Genomic DNA, 14674 nt, shown 5'->3' with positions numbered 1-14674 from the left:
ACAAACAGAACCGGCTGCGTGAGACGGTTCAGCTTGAACAAGTAGCAATGTGAGCACAACCAAGGACAGCCAGATCAGATCAAGACGAGGCATTCCTGGGCGACGGAGGGTCGTTGCGGCGATCGTAATGCTGATTCATCGCGCTTCGACATCATCGGAAGATCGGTTCGTAGGATTCCGTTGCATCCCTGTGTGCTGCATCACACATCGTTCAGAATCAATGCGATGAAAACGCATGATCAGGGCAGCAGCGCAGACCATCCCAGCCTTCCCCTGATCTTTCTGAACGATCGGGCCCAGCAGCACTGGGACGACACGGCGCTTGCGGAGCGGATCCATGCCGCCACCCCCCTGAGGGGGCTGGTGCGGATCGGCGAGCGCCGTGGTTTCTTCCACCGCAATGCCGTTCTTCCGCTTGGATCCCTGATCCTGTCCAGCAGCGTCCACTCCCCCTGGTGCTGGAGGCCGAAGAGATCGAGCACGCCATGGTCGTGCTGACCTATGCCGGATCGGTCCAGGTGACCATGCAGCAGCACCGCTTCGAACTCAAGGAGCCAGGAGGTCTGCTCTACCTCCCCGGGGCTGCCTTCGAAGCACGCACAGGGTTTCTCCAGGAAGTGCTGATCCACCTCGCTCCGGCGCAGCTGGCCCTCACGGCCGCCGCTATCGCCGGAGATGGCCATGGCCCGCGGCCGTTCCGGAGCCGGCTGCGGCAGCCCAGGTTCTTGAGTGCCCGCAGCAACCTGGAGCACGATCTGCTCATCACCCTCCGGCGTGTCCTGACGACGCTGGATGCATCCACTCTGGAAGCTGCCGGTGGCTTTGCTGCCCTCGGAGTCGAAGATCTGCTGCTTCGACTGCTGGCGTTGCTGCTGTTTCCCGAGCTGCTGGGCGAGCAGTCCGGTGAGCCGAGGCGGCCGGCGCCCGAGCCGCGGGAGCAGGCCTTCAACGACCTGCTCGAGTGGATCCAGGCCCACCTGCACACCCCGATCACCCTCACCCAGATGGAGTTGCGCAGCGCCTACTCCCGCCGGAGTCTTCAGATCCTGTTCCAGGAGAGGTTCGGCTGCAGCCCGATGCAATGGCTCAAGGCTCAGCGCCTCGAAGCGGCCCGTCAGGCCCTGCTCCATCCCGACGCTGACGACACGGTGGCGACCATCGCCCGCCGCCACGGCTTCGCTGATCTCTCCGGCTTCGCCATGGGGTTTCGGCGTCGCTACGGCGTGCTGCCCTCGGGTGTGTTGCGTCTGGGGCGTTCACCGGACTGAGCGCAATCTCCAACGGGAGCGAGGGAGGAATTGAGGTGGTATGGAATAGTTTCCCTACCTTGTTCGATGCCGCCGGCTGGAGCGCCCGGATGGGTGGGTTCATTTCTTGTCTCGATCACGTGGCCTGGTTCCTTCATCCCGCTCCAGCACGCCGTCCATGGGCTCGGATCCTGCCGATCAGCGCGAGTGTGCTGACTGGCCTGCTGGGTTCGGCCATTGCCCTGGAACCCTGTGCCGCCAGGGCCGCCGAACCGTCTTCAGCGGAGCCCTCCCTGATGGGGCCGATCCTGAGGGAGACCGCTCAGGCTGAACCAGTCCAGAACGAATCAACCCAGGTTGAGCCAGGCGCCAGCGAACCCCAGCCAGCGCCGTCGCCCTGGGCCGCCACCTTGGAGCTCTACGGCTTCGCGCCGCTGCGCACTTCCGGGACCACCACCGTCCGAGGCTTCACAACCGACCTGGATCTGGACCTCGGCCAGGTGCTCAGACCACTGACATCCGCGGCCTACTTCCGGGGCAGCGTCGAGTACGGCCGGCTCGGACTCATGACCGATATCGGCTATGTCTCCGTCAAGGGGGAAGAGGGAAAGCTTCAGGACATCAAGACGCGCTCCATCGAAGGCCCTCTTGGCAAGCGCAGCCTCACCCTCACCCCCGACGGCCAGCGCAGCATCGACGCCACGATCGGGAACATCCAGGGGATCTATGACCTGGCCCTGCGTTACCGCTTCGGCGACCGCGAATTGGCCGTGGCACGCGCCGGCAGTTTCACGATCATTCCCTATGCCGGGGTGCGATTCGTCAATATGCAATATGACCTGGAGGTGGAGAGCCAGGGATCCGAGCGGACCCTGACGTTCAAAGGACCGCGCCTGGAGAAGTCGCGGACGCTGCAGGGCTTGAATCTGCAGCGGCAGCAGTCGTTCGGGGGCACCGTGGCCCAGCCCCTGGTGGGGACCCAGGCCATGGTGTTTCTCTCTCCCCGCCTGAGGCTCTTCGCCCGCGCCGACCTCGGCGGCTTCGGCGTGAACAACTCCGATGACTACTCATGGAACGCCCAGGCCGGCCTCGGCTATGCCATCGGCAACTCCACCCAGCTCAACCTGTCGTGGCGCTATCTGCACCTGGGGGGAAGCAATGATCAGACCCCCGAAAATGCCTACAACATTGATCAGAATGGGATTGAAGCCGGTGTGAAGTTCTTCTTTTAGGCGGCCCTCACCCCTCGATCACAGACGGATCAACCGTGGCCTGAATCGAACGTCGCCAAACCAGATAGGGAAGGCTGTAGGCCGATAGCCCCATCTCCGGACCGGAGCCCCCCACCAACAGGTCTCCCACCGCAATCCCCACCGTGCCGTTCTGGAAGCCGCTTTCGATGGCAACAGCGCTCACCTGGCTGGCGGGAGTCAGGGACATCCCCAGCGACAACATGATGAAGGCAAGCGCCAGGGGAAGGGCAACCGTGACCATGCCGGCAACAGAAGTACGGGCATTCTGAGGTGAGGCGACCAACTCAGTTGTCGATGAACACCGAATGGGCCGTCCGCACGACCCGTGGATCGGGCTCACCGACGACGTCATGGGCTTGATCGATGGGCGAGATCTTCCACTGCTTGAGCAGATCTTCGCGCCGGTCGTTGAAACGATGCTTCTGCCGGACCTGCGACACAGTGAACCACATCTTGAAGAGCAGGATCCCACTGCTAACGAGGGACTGTTCAAAGGGAGGAATCTGGCGGAGGAACAGGGCGTGCTCCAGCGGTGTGCAAAAGCCCATCACCTTCTCGACACCGGCCCGGTTGTACCACGACCTGTCGAACATCGTGATGTCGCCGGCTGACGGCAGGTGCGGAACATAGCGCTGGAAGTACCACTGGGTCAGTTCGGCATCGTTGGGCTTCGGCAGCGCGACATGTTCACTGCCGCGAGGATTCAGGTGTTCGCGGAAGCGCTTGATCGATCCACCCTTGCCCGCCGCATCGCGACCTTCGAACAGGATCACCAGGCGCTGTCCGACAGCCTTGATGTGACACTGTGCCTTGAGCAGTTCGATCTGGAGCGCTTCGAGGTCTCGTTTGTAATCTTTCTTGCCGATCGGTTCGTCGTAGGGACGATCGTTCTGCATCTCCTCGATCGTTTCAACGGGCGATGGGCGGTGCTTCTTGCTCATGAGCATGGTGATCACGTTGTGAGGCCCTCCCACCCAGGCCGCGCACAGCAACTCCGCCTGGGCGAGCACGGTTTTTACCGCCTCTTCCTGCAGATCGGGGGGGTAGCCGTATTTGTTGAGGATGCGTTTCACCATCACGCGGATTTTGGCGCGGGCGCCTTCGCGCAGGGTCCAGTCGATCGTCACGCTCTTCTTCACCTGGGTGATCAGTTCGGCGGCGATCAGCTTGAGTTTGGCGTCGCCCATGGCCGCCACGGCGCTGTCGTTGGCGGCAAGGGCGTCGTAGAAGGCGACTTCGTCGTCGGTGAGGCCGAGGGATTCGCCGCGCTTGGTGGCGGCATCGAGCTCTTTAGCGAGGGCGACCAACTCTTCGATCACCTCGGCCGTGGTGATGGCACGGTTGTGGTAGGCGTTGAGGGCTTTCTTGAGCTTCTCGGAGAACACCTGGCTCTGCACGAGGTTGCGCTTGGAGCGCACTTTGAGTTCGTCTTTGAGCAGCTTCTCCAGCAGCTCGGCGGCCACGTTCTTGTGCTTGAGGCCGCGCACCTCGGCGAGGAACTGATCGCTGAGGATTGAGATGTCGGGCTTGGGCAGGCCGGCGGCGGTGAACACATCGATCACCTGGCCTTCGGTGGTGATCGCCTTGCTCACCAGCTGCCGGATGGCGGCATCGATCTGCTCGGGTGTCTTGCTGGTGCTGCTGGTTTGCTTGGCGAGGGCGGCCTGCAGGGCCTGAAAGAAACTCACGTCATCGCGAATGTCGGTGGCCTCGTCGCTGGCGGAGCAGAGGGCGAAGGCGCGGGAGAGTTCGGCCACCACCTGCAGCCAGCGCTGCTTGCCGTTCTCCTGCTGGAGGATGTGCTGCTGGCCGTCGGGTAGGAGCTGCAGGCGCTCGGTGGGGGTGCCGCTGGTCCAGGCCGACCAGTCGAAACCGTGCAGGAGATCAGACGCGATGCCGTGTTTTTCCAGCATCACGGCAATGGCCTGGGCCACAAGGGGAGCGGGGTCACCCCGGCCGCCGCTTTCGGTGTAGGTGGCCAGGGCGCGCTTGAGCTGATCGGCGAGACCGAGATAATCCACCACCAGGCCGCCGGGCTTGTCGCGGAACACGGGGTTGACGCGGGAGATGGCCTGCATCAGGCCGTGGCCCTGCATCGGCTTGTCGACGTACATGGTGTGCAGGCAGGGCGCATCGAAGCCGGTGAGCCACATGTCACGCACGATCACGATCTTGAACGGGTCGTTGGAGTCCTTGAAGCGGTTGGCCAGCTGGCGGCGGGCCTCCTTGCTGCGGATGTGGAGCTGCCAGTCGGGGCCGTCATCGGCGCTGCCGGTCATCACCACCTTGAGGGTGTCGGTAGCCCATTCGGGCCGCAGCTGGATCAGGGCGTTGTAGAGATCGACGCAGATGCGGCGGCTCATGCACACCACCATCGCCTTGCCATCCATCGCCTCCAGGCGCTTCTCGAGGTGCGCCACCAGGTCGGCGGCCACGAGCGCGAGGCGCTTGGGATCGCCCACCAGCGCTTCGAGGGCGGCCCATTTGGTTTTCAGCTTTTTCTTTTGGGTGAACTCCTCGCCTTCGGTGATCTCCTCGAATTCGGCGTCGAGCTGGGGCAGCTCAGCCGCGTTCAGGGAGAGTTTGGAGATGCGGCTCTCGTAGTAGATCGGCACGGTGGCCTTGTCGGCCACGGCGCGCTGGATGTCGTAGATGGAGATGTATTCGCCGAACACGGCGCGTGTGTTGGCGTCGGTCTGCTCGATCGGCGTGCCGGTGAAGCCGATGAAGGAGGCGTTGGGCAGGGCATCGCGCAGGTTGCTGGCGAAGCCGTAGGAGATCTCACCGGTCTTTTCGTTCAGCTTGCCGCCGAAGCCGTACTGGCTGCGGTGCGCTTCATCGGCGATCACCACGATGTTCTGCCGGGCACTCAGCTCGGGCATCGCCTCTCCCCTTTCGGGCATGAACTTCTGGATGGTGGTGAACACCACGCCGCCGCTGGCCCGGTTGAGCAGCTCGCGCAACTGCTCACGATTGGCGGCCTGCACGGGCGTCTGACCGAGGAGGTCGACACAGCGCTGGAACTGGCCGAAAAGCTGGTCGTCGAGATCGTTGCGATCGGTGAGCACCACCAGGGTGGGGTTCTGCATCGCCGGATGGCGCACGATGCGAGCGGCATAGAAGAGCATCGAGAAGCTCTTGCCACTGCCCTGGGTGTGCCACACCACGCCGGCACGGCGGTCGCCCGGCCGTCCGCCCTGACTGCGGGCTGCCTGGCCGAGGCCGCTGGCGCGCACGGTTTCCTCCACAGCCGCATTCACGGCATGGAACTGGTGATAGCCGGCGATGATCTTGTGCAGGTCACCCGAATCCGGGTCTTCCTCGAAGACGATGAAGTGCTGCAGCAGATCAAGAAAGCGCTGCGGCTCGAACACGCCACGGATGAGCGTTTCCAGCTCCAGAGCCGAGGCCGGTGCGAGGGCTTCGCCCTCGATGCTGCGCCACACTTTGAACCACTCCTGGTTGGCCGTGATCGAACCGATGCGGGCCTGCAGGCCATCGCTCACCACCAGGGCGGCGTTGAATTGAAGCAGCGTGGGGATCTCGGCCTTGTACGTCTGCAGCTGGGCGTAGGCGCTCCAGATGGTGGCGCCTTCCGCGGCGGCGTTCTTGAGCTCGATCAGGCCCAGGGGCAGCCCGTTGAGGAACACCACCAGGTCGGGCCGGCGGTTGTGTTGGCCGTCGCTCACGGAGAACTGGTTCACAACCAGCCAGTCGTTGGGGGCAACGTTGTTGAAATCAACCAGCCACACATGGTCGCCGGCAATGCTGCCATCGGGCCGGGGGTATTCCACCGGCACGCCCTCCCGCAGCAGGCGGTGGAAGGCGCGGTTGGTCTGCAGCAACGACGGTGTGGCCAGACGGACCAGCTTGCGCAGGGCCTCTTCCCGGGCGTCGTCAGGAATACCGGGGTTAAGGCGCCGGATGGCCTCGCGCAGCCGGCCCACCAGCACCACATCGCCGAACGACGCCCGCTCTGCCGCCGGTTCGCCGGGGGCCAGCTGGGGGCCGGGAAGCACGGCATAGCCCAGCTCCTGGAACCAGCCGAGGGCCGCCTCTTCGACGATGGCTTCGGTGAGGGTCATGGCCGATCCAACCTGGGCAACAGTTGCACTGGTTGCCTTTGGGTGCTGCTCGCCCTCCATGAGGTGAGCTGTGTCGTTCCACCTGGTTGGTGAGCTGCCATGGTGAGAGGCCGTCAGCTCAATCTCGCTCTACCTTTGTTCGTTCCGGCAAAGTGCCGCTGACGTACTTGTGCAGCACGCTACTGATCAGCGTTTGGTAAGGAATGCCTTCCTGCAGGGCGCGGGTGCGGAGGGCCTGGAGGTCACTGCTGGAAAGACGGATGTTGATCCGCTGGTCTTTCAGGCCTGCTGCCTTCGCTGCTTCCCGGAGCTGGCTGAGAAGAGCCGGTGTGGCCACACTGCGCAGTTCGCTGGCCTCGAAATCAGTGAGAAGTTGCTGCTCTGCAGGCTCCAGTTCAGGGGAAGAGGGGATGGTCATGATTCAGGCCCGGCGTGCGCGGAGGGTGTGTACAAGCGGTTGGCCTTACGGCTGGGGATGATCGTTTTCAGAAACAGGTGCTCTGCGGTTTCGATCATCGGCACCAGGTGGATGTAGCCATGGAGGCGTACCACGAGGATGCGCTGGCCTGGATAGCGCTGCTGGTTGGGGTGCTCCAACACGTCGAGCAGATCGCCCGCCTCAATCGCCACCACCACCGCCTCGAAGCACAGCTGCCGCTCGGCCAGGAGTTGAGCATTTTTCTCAGGGCTCCACGCGAAGGGCTTCATCAGGCAAGCCTAGGGAGGCTGTGTGCCTGATGTCATCACCCTTATCGGGCCAAGGGTCTTGGTGGCCGTACAATTGCCGGACACCGAGGCAGGTCCGTGGACCCCGCCACCACCCGTTCGCGCAATCGACGCATCGAAGTACGGGCGACAGCTGAGGACCGCCTGCTGATTGATCGGGCTGTCATCGCTTCGGGCACTGATCTCACCGGGTTCGTGATCACCCATCTGCGCCTGGCCGCCCAGCAGGTGCTGGCCGACCGCGAAGAGTTCCGCCTTGACCCCGAGGCGCTCGACGCCTGGGAGCGCATCAATGAACGGCCGGCACGCCCGCTGAAGGGGCTGCGTGCGCTGATGGATCGACCCTCACCGTTTCAGGAGTGAGCGCCGGCTACCTGCCGCCCCGGCTGCTGAGCTCCGCCGATCGCCTCGACGGTTTCGAATGCCGGTCTGAGGAGCAGACGCTCTGGTTGAACAAGCACGCCCGCCAGGCCCATGCCCGTGGCGGCACCAGCAGGGTGTTCGTGGTCACCGAAGCAGGTGGCAGCGATGTGGTGGCGTACTACGCCTGGTGCATGGCCAGCCTCACACCTTCGGAGGCTCCAACGCGGCTGCGGAAGGGCGCCGGCCGCTATCCCCAGCCCATTGCCCTGCTGGCCCGGCTTGGGGTTGACCTTCACCATGAAGGACGGGGCCTCGGAGCCGCCTTGCTGGTGGATGTGATCAGCCGCACGGCACAGATCGGTTCTGAAGTGGGTTGCCGGGGATTACTCGTCCATGCCGAGAGCGCATCGGCCCGGGCGTTCTACCTGCACCTGATTCCGGAGTTCGAGCCCTCCCCCACCGACCCGTTGCACCTGGTGCTGCTGATGAAGGACATCCTGCGGACGTTGCGGTGAGTTCCAAAGGACAGATGGGCTAGGCGCGTGGGTGAACGGAGCAGGCGTGCCCGTGCGGGCCGCCCACACCTAGCCTTACCAGGTAACACTGTGCCCCTGGAGTGAGTGTCGATGGACCCTGCCGATGCCGTCACCAGCTCGATCACCAGCAAGGGGCAGGTGACCATCCCCAAGGCGTTGCGGCAGCAGTTCGGGCTGGCCAGGGGCAGCCGCGTGACGTTCGCGTTGGTAGGGGATCACATCGAGCTGCGCCCCTGGAAGCCGGAGCAGCCGGTGCCGCAGAGCGGATTCGGATTGCTCAGGTCCAGCCGGCCAGCTGTGGCGGCGGACTTCGACCCCGCCAGCCTGCTGCGCCCGTGATTGGCGTGGACACCAATGTGCTGGCCCGCTACTTCGTGGCGGAGGACGAAGCCGATGCGGGCACGGAACGCCAGCGCCGGGCCGCCCGCGATCTGATCGAATCCGGCCAGCCGCTCTTCCTGGCCAAGACGGTGGCCTTGGAGCTGGAGTGGGTGCTGCGTGGGTACTACGGCTTCCCGGTGGAGCAGGTGCTGCAGGTGTTCGACCACCTGCTGGCCCATCCCGGCCTCACGGCAGAAGACCGGCCAGCCCTGGAGCAGGCCGTGGCCGGTGTGCGCAACGGGCTCGACTTTGCCGATGCGCTGCACCATGCCAGCTGCCGCAGTTGCGCTTCGATGGCGTCGTTTGATGATCGCGGCTTTGTCCGGCGCATCCGCCAGCTCAATCTCGCGCCACGGGTGTTTGTGCCGGGAGGTTCCTGAGTTGCGCTCTGGCTGCGATCAAGGCTTGCAAGGTGGGCTCGGCGCACTGGCAGCGGGTACCTCCGCCGCCGGGGACCGTGAAGCCACCCAGTATCTCAAGGCCATTGCCGGAGGTGACGGGCAGCTTGAGATGAAAAGAAGCCTTCAGTTCGAGGCAATCAGGGACGGCGCCGTTGTGAATCTGCTAAGCGAGGCTCTCATGCGTGCCAGAGCACGGTCTGCAAGGGCCGACTTCGAGAAACGCCTCAAATGGCAAGACCCTCGCGAATAAAGTCAACCGCGATGATTGCAGCACCCTTTGCGGCGATCTCGTGGAATCGGTCATCCTTCACTGAGTCACCAAAATCGCTGATACCACGCACCACAAGGAACAAAGCTCCGCTGCGGTGGCAAGCAGCCGCCACGCCCGAAGCCTCCATCTCAGCAACTTCAATCTTGCCTTGAAGATTGCGAATTGCCTGGAACTTCTCAGGGTCGCGCAGAAGCTTCTCGCCACTGGCAATTGTTGCGCTTCGCACTGTGAGCGACTTCGCAACGAGGTCCGCGTCGATACCGGGGAAACCCTCAGCGGGGATAATGGTGCGCTGCTGAAGGCGTTCATGCAGACCGGCATCAGCGAGATAGCTCGTAATGTCTTGCTGGATGGTGTGCGCAACGCGGTACGAGTCTGGACGCGGTATCTCGCAAGAGACACCCTCGGCCACTGTGGCGGCGGCCGGCTCGTACGCAACTACGCGATCAGAGAAAACAACCTCGCCCAATCGACATTTGCCACGCATTCCTGCGGCGATGCCAACCATTATGACCAGTCTCGGCTTCATCAAAGTCGAGAGTTCAGTCACCGCTGCAGCAGCGTCGGGGTTGCCCGCACCGCCAATACTGGAGATACACACACGGAGCGATCGCGAGCTCTTCCGGCTCAGGACCTCAGCCGACCAGTACGTTGTTCCTGACGACGTCTTGCTTGCACCGACAGCGGGGTGGGAACCTACCGCGGCGTGCAGCGCCGAGAGCTCAATCGGAAGTGCTGTTAAGACAATCACGTCGATAGGGGCGTTCGCACGCGTAGCGGCGATTTCCGCAGCGAGAAGAGCGAGAATCCGTGTGGCAACCGCTTCAACGTCGGCCCCTTGAACATCAAGTGACAGTGACGGGCCATGGCGCCGCACTGCATCGGCGGTCAAAGGAAAGAAGCGCTGTGGCTCAGCCAAGAGCGTCTTGTGCAATCCCATAGCGCCGTCACCATCGCAGCTCAAAGCGCCAACGGAGAGATCTAACGGAAGGACGGGACAGCCTTTGCGCATCATTTTGTGCGCTCGGTCGATCACACCCTTGCCGCCGCCAATAGCAACCATCGCAGAAGCCCTCCCGATCTGTTCATCCCCGATGTTGCCGCCAGTGTGAACGGCATCGTCAACGTAAGAGAACTCCGCGGCACCAACATTGCTTAGCTTGGTCAACAGCTGGCGCTGGGCTTCAGACATCTTGGTCGACCAAGCCTTAGGGGATGTGACCACTACCACGCAGCGCCGTACGAGTGCGCGGCTCAGGGTCAAGTACTTATCGAGTTCGCGTAGTACTGTCCAATCAAAGATTAGCGGTATGCCACTCTGATTAGTCGGTTCTCCGCTTGCGAACACAACCAAACCACCGCCCTCCTCAAGAACTCGGTGGGTCAGGGCCCGCACGAAAGCATACGCAACTTCCAGCTTTGCGGTGGGACACGCGTTGCTAGCGCTACCCGCAATGAGCAGGAGCTCATCTTGAATTGCGGTCGTGGTCATTCGCTATTCCCCAAAGACATTGACAAGGTCGCTGAGTGAAGCACGAGAGTCAGCAGTAGCGAGTCGATTCGCCAGGCGATCTAGCGTCTTAGAAACGCGCGTGCGATCGGCACCAGAAGTGGGTCCAAGGTAATCGTCAACATGCAGCGACTGCCCGGTTGTGTCGTTGATAGGTGAGAGGACTCGCCGTGAAGCTACCCGAACAAAGTGGAGCAACATGTCTTTGTAAGTTTGCCGCCCGACATAGTTCTTGAACGCTTCAATGGCCAGTGACTCGACATGGTAGCCCTTGATCTGGCTAGTTGTAGGCAATGCGGACTGAAGACCCTTGAAAAGCTTAACCACCGGGACGACTTTGCGACCGCAGACTTGGTTCACTTCTGTCAGCCTCTTCGCGAACTCCTGCGGGCGAACCACGTTGCTCCACCCCGAACCGTCCGCTGAGGCGATGCGAACATCTGCTTGGGTGCGCAGAGCTGGAAGGAGCTGAAGCTCTGTTCCGTCCGTGTACTTAACTGTGATAGCAAGGGTACCAGTTTTGATCTCGGTATCTGGCAACTGTGCCTTGATGCGCTCTGCGAAGTAGCTAAGAACGGCCTTCGCAGAGCAATCTGCCAACGACGATCCGTTGACGACCATAAGAATGTCAACGTCGCTCAATCCATCGACGTAGGTGTGCTTCTTGACGGAGCCGCCAAAGAGGATTGAGGTATCTCCATCGATATCCTGCTTGATCGCCGCTTCCAAGGCCATTAAGTGCTTCTGGATGGCCTCCACATCGCGGCTATTGTACGAGGCCAGCAGATCTTGCATATAAGCGTTGGCCTCGGCCTCGTACTCCGAGGATGTGGTGGCATCAGATACCGCCTTCTCGACCCCAGAAGTTGACGGCATCGACGAATACCACCCACCGCCACCACTACCGCCCATGACTACACACTCCTGCCACAGGGAAGCCGGCTGCCAGCCGCAACAGCAACACGAGCTGCTGCTTCAGCCACCGGAAACGCACGGATGAGTGCTCCGAGATCACCGCTCGAGCAATACAAGCGCATGGCGTCCTGAAGCTGTCGCAGGAACCGAAGGTTCTGACGAGACTGCCGCAGGAATCGAAGACCATCCGCCTGTTCCCACTCACCATCATCCAGTGCAGCCTCGGATATCGGCCGTAGCCCAGGGCCATCGTAGACAAAGCGAAGCCAGTTCAGGCCGTCAAAGATGTCGGCGCCAGAGAAGAAGTAGGAGAGAAGCGCTCCGGGCGTGATCGTGCCGAAAACGTGAATTGGAGTGTTTGCTCCAGCATCGGTAAATGCCGTCCGTAGTGCGATCAGTGCCCGACACCGTTCGAGAAGAGAGCTTCCAAGCTCACGCTCTGTGACGCCAAGAACGTTGAAGCGCGAGAGCGCCCCTGCAGACGCTGCGATAGCGCACGACTCAAGCAGCAGCTCGCTGGAGAACGGCTTGACGAGAAAATCCGATGCTGCACTGGGCGCGTAGCTGAAGTCTTCACTCGCGAGCTCAATCTGCTGCTCAATCGGGCCGTAGTGGTCGAAGCTAATAGCCAGGACATTTGCACTCGGCTCTACCGCCGGAAGGTACGTGCGGTAGTCGCTCCTATCCCACGCGCCATGTGTCGGTGAGGGGTGATACCCGTCGGCTGCGACGGCGAAAGGCTTCGTCTCGTAGACGCCGCTGTCAAGGAGGATGAGATCGGCAATGTCGGCTAGGTCGCTGTCGATAAGCTGCGTGGATACGTCGAACGCGCTGACGAGACAGACCCCGTAAAGATCGTTTCGGAGTTCGCGATATAGGCTTGCCACTTCGGGAAAGCCGCGACTCGAAAAGGACGGAACTAGCAGTGGTGTCTCGACACCAATCTTCGCGATTGAGCGCCTGCCCGAGTTGAAGTGATTAGTCAACATCTAGATCCGCACGGTCCTGGCAAGACCGGCACTTCCCGCATGCGGGCGCGTTGCGCCGCTCACAGCAGTATGTCAGGTGAAGCGGGACCCGATGGCGGCGGGCGAACTGCACGACGGACTGCTTGGTCGACTCCAGAAACGGCGCCGCAAAGGTGATGGTGCCTCCGGAGTACCCGTCGAGGACGCGCTGTATGTCAGCAACGAACGACGGTGTGGTGTCGTAATAAGGCGAAGAGGCGTGCAGACCCATTGCGACGACGACGGGCCCTGGCGGCCGAGTAGCCGCCGCGGCCAACGTCAACAAAGCATTGCGTGCAAAAAACTCGCCGTCCCTGACCGAGAGGCGAAATCCCAGTTTGACACGTACTATCTCAATTTGAGAGTGATGGCCGATAGCCTGGGCCGCCAACCATTCAGATCGTCGAGCCGGCTGCCCATAGTCAACGAAGATGGCATCGAGCGCCGCGTGCTGCTTGCGATACGCTGCAACGGTGGCAGCTGAGTCGATCCCGCCACTGAGAAGTACGGTTACGCGCGAAGGATTCTTCATATGACCCCATTCATCTCGACGAGCACAGCGCTTGGCGCTCGGACTTCGCCAGAGATGAATTTTGGCAGCAGCGTGTCGCGCAGATTGGCGAGGGTGCGGGATTGCTTCGCATTGGAGAGAATTCGACTCACCAGCGGCGCAGCTTGTTCCGTGAACGCTTCGACAATGGTTGGCGGCGGAACGAGCACGGCAAGCGAGCGGACGGCGGTTGAGTTCAGTCCGGGGATGGCAACGCCAGTTCCTTTGATTCGCATCTCGGCGAATGCGAACTCTGAGGTCATCCAAAAGTAGAGATACTCTTGACTGAGGTGATCGTTGGTACGCAGTCGATAGACGTGCTCGTTGATGCTGCATTTCACGAAAGGGAATCCATCGCCGAACATGCTCACGTGGGGCTCGTATTCGCCGGGGCATCCGCCGTCCTTGTAGAGCAACACGTCGTAGCTCTCGATGTGACCCCTTTTCATTTCTTCGTAGAACTCGACCGGCACGAACTTCGTCTTGCCGAAGTCGAACACGCCCACGCTCACGATGCTCTCTGCCCCGATGCTGGGGACACCACTCGTGATTCCACCAACTCCACCCTTTGGTCGACCGCCTGTTTCCAACACAGCCAGCACGCTATCGAGCTTAGTGACTTGCCAACCGATGGGTTTCTTGCCGAGCCGCGAGTCTTCAAAGTGCTCAGGGAAGAGGGCAGCAGTGTCTGGATCGAGGCCGAAAGGCTCTAGTCCATCAAGCTTGGCCCGCACAGGATCGAAATCCACAAACCAGCTCTGGAACAGCGCCCGCGCCATCGCTTCCAGCGTCGCGTTCATCCGCCGGTTCAACTCGATCTTGTCGTCCAGCGCCCCAAGCACCGCCGCGATGGCTTTTTGCTCGGGGAGGAGTGGGAGTAAGAATTTGAAGTCCTTTATTTGCTTCCCACTGATGTGAGGAACAGCAGTGCCAGTAGTTATGGCGTGGATGTGCTGGGTGAACTCTCGGCTGCCGATGAGGTAGCGCAGAAATCGAGTGTCAAGATTCGGGCCGCCTCGAAGTCTCGCGGTTCGCTGAACGAGCAGACACGGGAGGTCATGCTTGGAAATGGTTGCATACTTGAGACCGGCCTCAATCCAAGGACGATCCATCGCCAGAACAACATCATCTTCCCTAAGTTCATACGTGGAGTATTGGCCACGCTCAGCGAAAGGCCATCTCTTGACGCCATCCCATCGCATTGAGCCTTGAACAATGTTGTCACCACGAACAAGAGGAATGCTGTTGGACGAGTCGGTGTAGCGTTCGCTTTTGAACGGGAAGCACGTTAGGGAACCTCTGGACAACGAGTCCTAAAAGAGAGTCTGGAGCCGCGGTTTGTTCGGGATGAACTATTTGAGGATGGATCGGGTGTTGATCAGCCTGAATTCACCTTTGTGGACGCTGAATCTTGCCCATTTGGGGTGGT

The 14674-nt window shown here is 61.6% G+C and carries 16 protein-coding genes and 1 pseudogene; 7 read left to right on the top strand and 10 right to left on the bottom strand.

The window, feature by feature from the left end; genetic code table 11:
* Positions 1 to 225 precede the first annotated feature (225 nt).
* The 3 genes from KQ310_RS02975 to KQ310_RS02965 all read left to right on the top strand — a co-directional run bounded on the left by KQ310_RS02975 (position 226) and on the right by KQ310_RS02965 (position 2479).
* Positions 226 to 498 carry a hypothetical protein gene (locus tag KQ310_RS02975; RefSeq protein ID WP_259720298.1) on the top strand — a complete coding sequence of 91 codons (273 nt, stop codon included), beginning with the start codon at positions 226 to 228 and terminating at the stop codon, positions 496 to 498.
* Positions 456 to 1268: a helix-turn-helix domain-containing protein gene (locus tag KQ310_RS02970; RefSeq protein ID WP_259720297.1), complete on the top strand. Its 813-nt coding sequence runs from the start codon at positions 456 to 458 to the stop codon at positions 1266 to 1268. The genes KQ310_RS02975 and KQ310_RS02970 overlap by 43 nt, the downstream gene beginning before the upstream one ends.
* Before the next feature lie 119 nt (positions 1269 to 1387).
* Positions 1388 to 2479, top strand: a complete 1092-nt coding sequence (locus KQ310_RS02965) for a hypothetical protein (protein ID WP_259720296.1) — start codon at positions 1388 to 1390, stop codon at positions 2477 to 2479.
* Between the two features lie 7 nt (positions 2480 to 2486).
* On the opposite strand, the gene KQ310_RS02960 is transcribed toward KQ310_RS02965, so the two are convergent.
* The 5 genes and pseudogenes from KQ310_RS02960 to KQ310_RS02945 form a co-directional block, all read right to left on the bottom strand.
* Positions 2487 to 2741, bottom strand: coding sequence for a hypothetical protein (locus tag KQ310_RS02960; protein WP_259720295.1), 255 nt, complete (start codon positions 2739 to 2741; stop codon positions 2487 to 2489).
* A gap of 43 nt (positions 2742 to 2784) precedes the next feature.
* Entirely contained in the window at positions 2785 to 3396 is a 612-nt protein-coding gene (locus tag KQ310_RS15935) for a polyphosphate kinase 2 (RefSeq protein ID WP_399237524.1), read from the bottom strand.
* Between the two features lie 75 nt (positions 3397 to 3471).
* Positions 3472 to 6585 (bottom strand): annotated as a pseudogene (locus KQ310_RS02955) (type I restriction endonuclease subunit R); the annotation flags it as partial.
* 118 nt (positions 6586 to 6703) lie between these two features.
* Positions 6704 to 7003 carry a hypothetical protein gene (locus tag KQ310_RS02950; RefSeq protein WP_259720293.1) on the bottom strand — a complete coding sequence of 100 codons (300 nt, stop codon included), beginning with the start codon at positions 7001 to 7003 and terminating at the stop codon, positions 6704 to 6706.
* Positions 7000 to 7293: a toxin gene (locus tag KQ310_RS02945; protein ID WP_259720292.1), complete on the bottom strand. Its 294-nt coding sequence runs from the start codon at positions 7291 to 7293 to the stop codon at positions 7000 to 7002. The genes KQ310_RS02950 and KQ310_RS02945 overlap by 4 nt, the downstream gene beginning before the upstream one ends.
* 96 nt (positions 7294 to 7389) lie before the next feature.
* On the opposite strand from KQ310_RS02945, the gene KQ310_RS02940 reads away from it, so the two are divergent.
* The 4 genes from KQ310_RS02940 (at position 7390) to KQ310_RS02925 (ending at position 8971) form a co-directional block, all read left to right on the top strand.
* Positions 7390 to 7674: a DUF1778 domain-containing protein gene (locus KQ310_RS02940; protein WP_259720291.1), complete on the top strand. Its 285-nt coding sequence runs from the start codon at positions 7390 to 7392 to the stop codon at positions 7672 to 7674.
* Positions 7671 to 8189, top strand: coding sequence for an N-acetyltransferase (locus KQ310_RS02935; protein WP_259720290.1), 519 nt, complete (start codon positions 7671 to 7673; stop codon positions 8187 to 8189). Before KQ310_RS02940 ends, KQ310_RS02935 begins: the two co-directional genes overlap by 4 nt.
* A 111-nt stretch (positions 8190 to 8300) precedes the next feature.
* Positions 8301 to 8549: an AbrB/MazE/SpoVT family DNA-binding domain-containing protein gene (locus KQ310_RS02930; protein ID WP_259720289.1), complete on the top strand. Its 249-nt coding sequence runs from the start codon at positions 8301 to 8303 to the stop codon at positions 8547 to 8549.
* Between the two features lie 5 nt (positions 8550 to 8554).
* Positions 8555 to 8971 (top strand): type II toxin-antitoxin system VapC family toxin, encoded by a 417-nt coding sequence (locus KQ310_RS02925; protein WP_259720288.1) that lies wholly within the window; start codon positions 8555 to 8557, stop codon positions 8969 to 8971.
* 245 nt (positions 8972 to 9216) lie between these two features.
* Here the strand turns inward: KQ310_RS02925 and KQ310_RS02920 are convergent, their stop codons facing one another.
* From KQ310_RS02920 to KQ310_RS02900, 5 genes are read right to left on the bottom strand one after another with little or no spacing between them, the layout of a single operon-like run.
* Positions 9217 to 10755, bottom strand: a complete 1539-nt coding sequence (locus tag KQ310_RS02920; protein WP_259720287.1) for a hypothetical protein — start codon at positions 10753 to 10755, stop codon at positions 9217 to 9219.
* A gap of 3 nt (positions 10756 to 10758) precedes the next feature.
* Positions 10759 to 11649, bottom strand: coding sequence for a CBASS oligonucleotide cyclase (locus tag KQ310_RS02915; RefSeq protein WP_259720286.1), 891 nt, complete (start codon positions 11647 to 11649; stop codon positions 10759 to 10761).
* A 38-nt stretch (positions 11650 to 11687) separates the two neighbouring features.
* Positions 11688 to 12677 carry a hypothetical protein gene (locus KQ310_RS02910; RefSeq protein ID WP_259720285.1) on the bottom strand — a complete coding sequence of 330 codons (990 nt, stop codon included), beginning with the start codon at positions 12675 to 12677 and terminating at the stop codon, positions 11688 to 11690.
* Complete coding sequence (locus KQ310_RS15930) at positions 12667 to 13227, bottom strand: 7-cyano-7-deazaguanine synthase (RefSeq protein WP_399237493.1); 561 nt, start codon at positions 13225 to 13227, stop codon at positions 12667 to 12669. The genes KQ310_RS02910 and KQ310_RS15930 overlap by 11 nt, the downstream gene beginning before the upstream one ends.
* Entirely contained in the window at positions 13224 to 14447 is a 1224-nt protein-coding gene (locus KQ310_RS02900) for a restriction endonuclease subunit S (RefSeq protein WP_259720363.1), read from the bottom strand. The genes KQ310_RS15930 and KQ310_RS02900 overlap by 4 nt, the downstream gene beginning before the upstream one ends.
* Positions 14448 to 14674 lie beyond the last annotated feature (227 nt).

The sequence above is a fragment of the Synechococcus sp. CS-1328 genome (assembly GCF_025128095.1).
Classification (GTDB): Bacteria; Cyanobacteriota; Cyanobacteriia; order PCC-6307; family Cyanobiaceae; genus CBW1002.
The sequence above is the reverse complement of the archived record's forward strand: the minus strand, read 5'-3'. Positions and strand labels throughout refer to the sequence as shown.

Excerpts from the sequence above, each read along its gene's own strand:
- KQ310_RS02900 (WP_259720363.1), bottom strand. The coding sequence starts at position 14,447 with ATGCGATGGGATGGCGTCAAGAGATGGCCTTTCGCTGAGCGTGGCCAA.
- KQ310_RS02950 (WP_259720293.1), bottom strand. The coding sequence starts at position 7,003 with ATGACCATCCCCTCTTCCCCTGAACTGGAGCCTGCAGAGCAGCAACTT.
- KQ310_RS02915 (WP_259720286.1), bottom strand. The coding sequence starts at position 11,649 with ATGCCGTCAACTTCTGGGGTCGAGAAGGCGGTATCTGATGCCACCACA.
- KQ310_RS15935 (WP_399237524.1), bottom strand. The coding sequence starts at position 3,396 with ATGCAGAACGATCGTCCCTACGACGAACCGATCGGCAAGAAAGATTAC.
- KQ310_RS02930 (WP_259720289.1), top strand. The coding sequence starts at position 8,301 with ATGGACCCTGCCGATGCCGTCACCAGCTCGATCACCAGCAAGGGGCAG.
- KQ310_RS02910 (WP_259720285.1), bottom strand. The coding sequence starts at position 12,677 with ATGTTGACTAATCACTTCAACTCGGGCAGGCGCTCAATCGCGAAGATT.
- KQ310_RS15930 (WP_399237493.1), bottom strand. The coding sequence starts at position 13,227 with ATGAAGAATCCTTCGCGCGTAACCGTACTTCTCAGTGGCGGGATCGAC.
- KQ310_RS02945 (WP_259720292.1), bottom strand. The coding sequence starts at position 7,293 with ATGAAGCCCTTCGCGTGGAGCCCTGAGAAAAATGCTCAACTCCTGGCC.
- KQ310_RS02960 (WP_259720295.1), bottom strand. The coding sequence starts at position 2,741 with ATGGTCACGGTTGCCCTTCCCCTGGCGCTTGCCTTCATCATGTTGTCG.
- KQ310_RS02920 (WP_259720287.1), bottom strand. The coding sequence starts at position 10,755 with ATGACCACGACCGCAATTCAAGATGAGCTCCTGCTCATTGCGGGTAGC.
- KQ310_RS02975 (WP_259720298.1), top strand. The coding sequence starts at position 226 with ATGAAAACGCATGATCAGGGCAGCAGCGCAGACCATCCCAGCCTTCCC.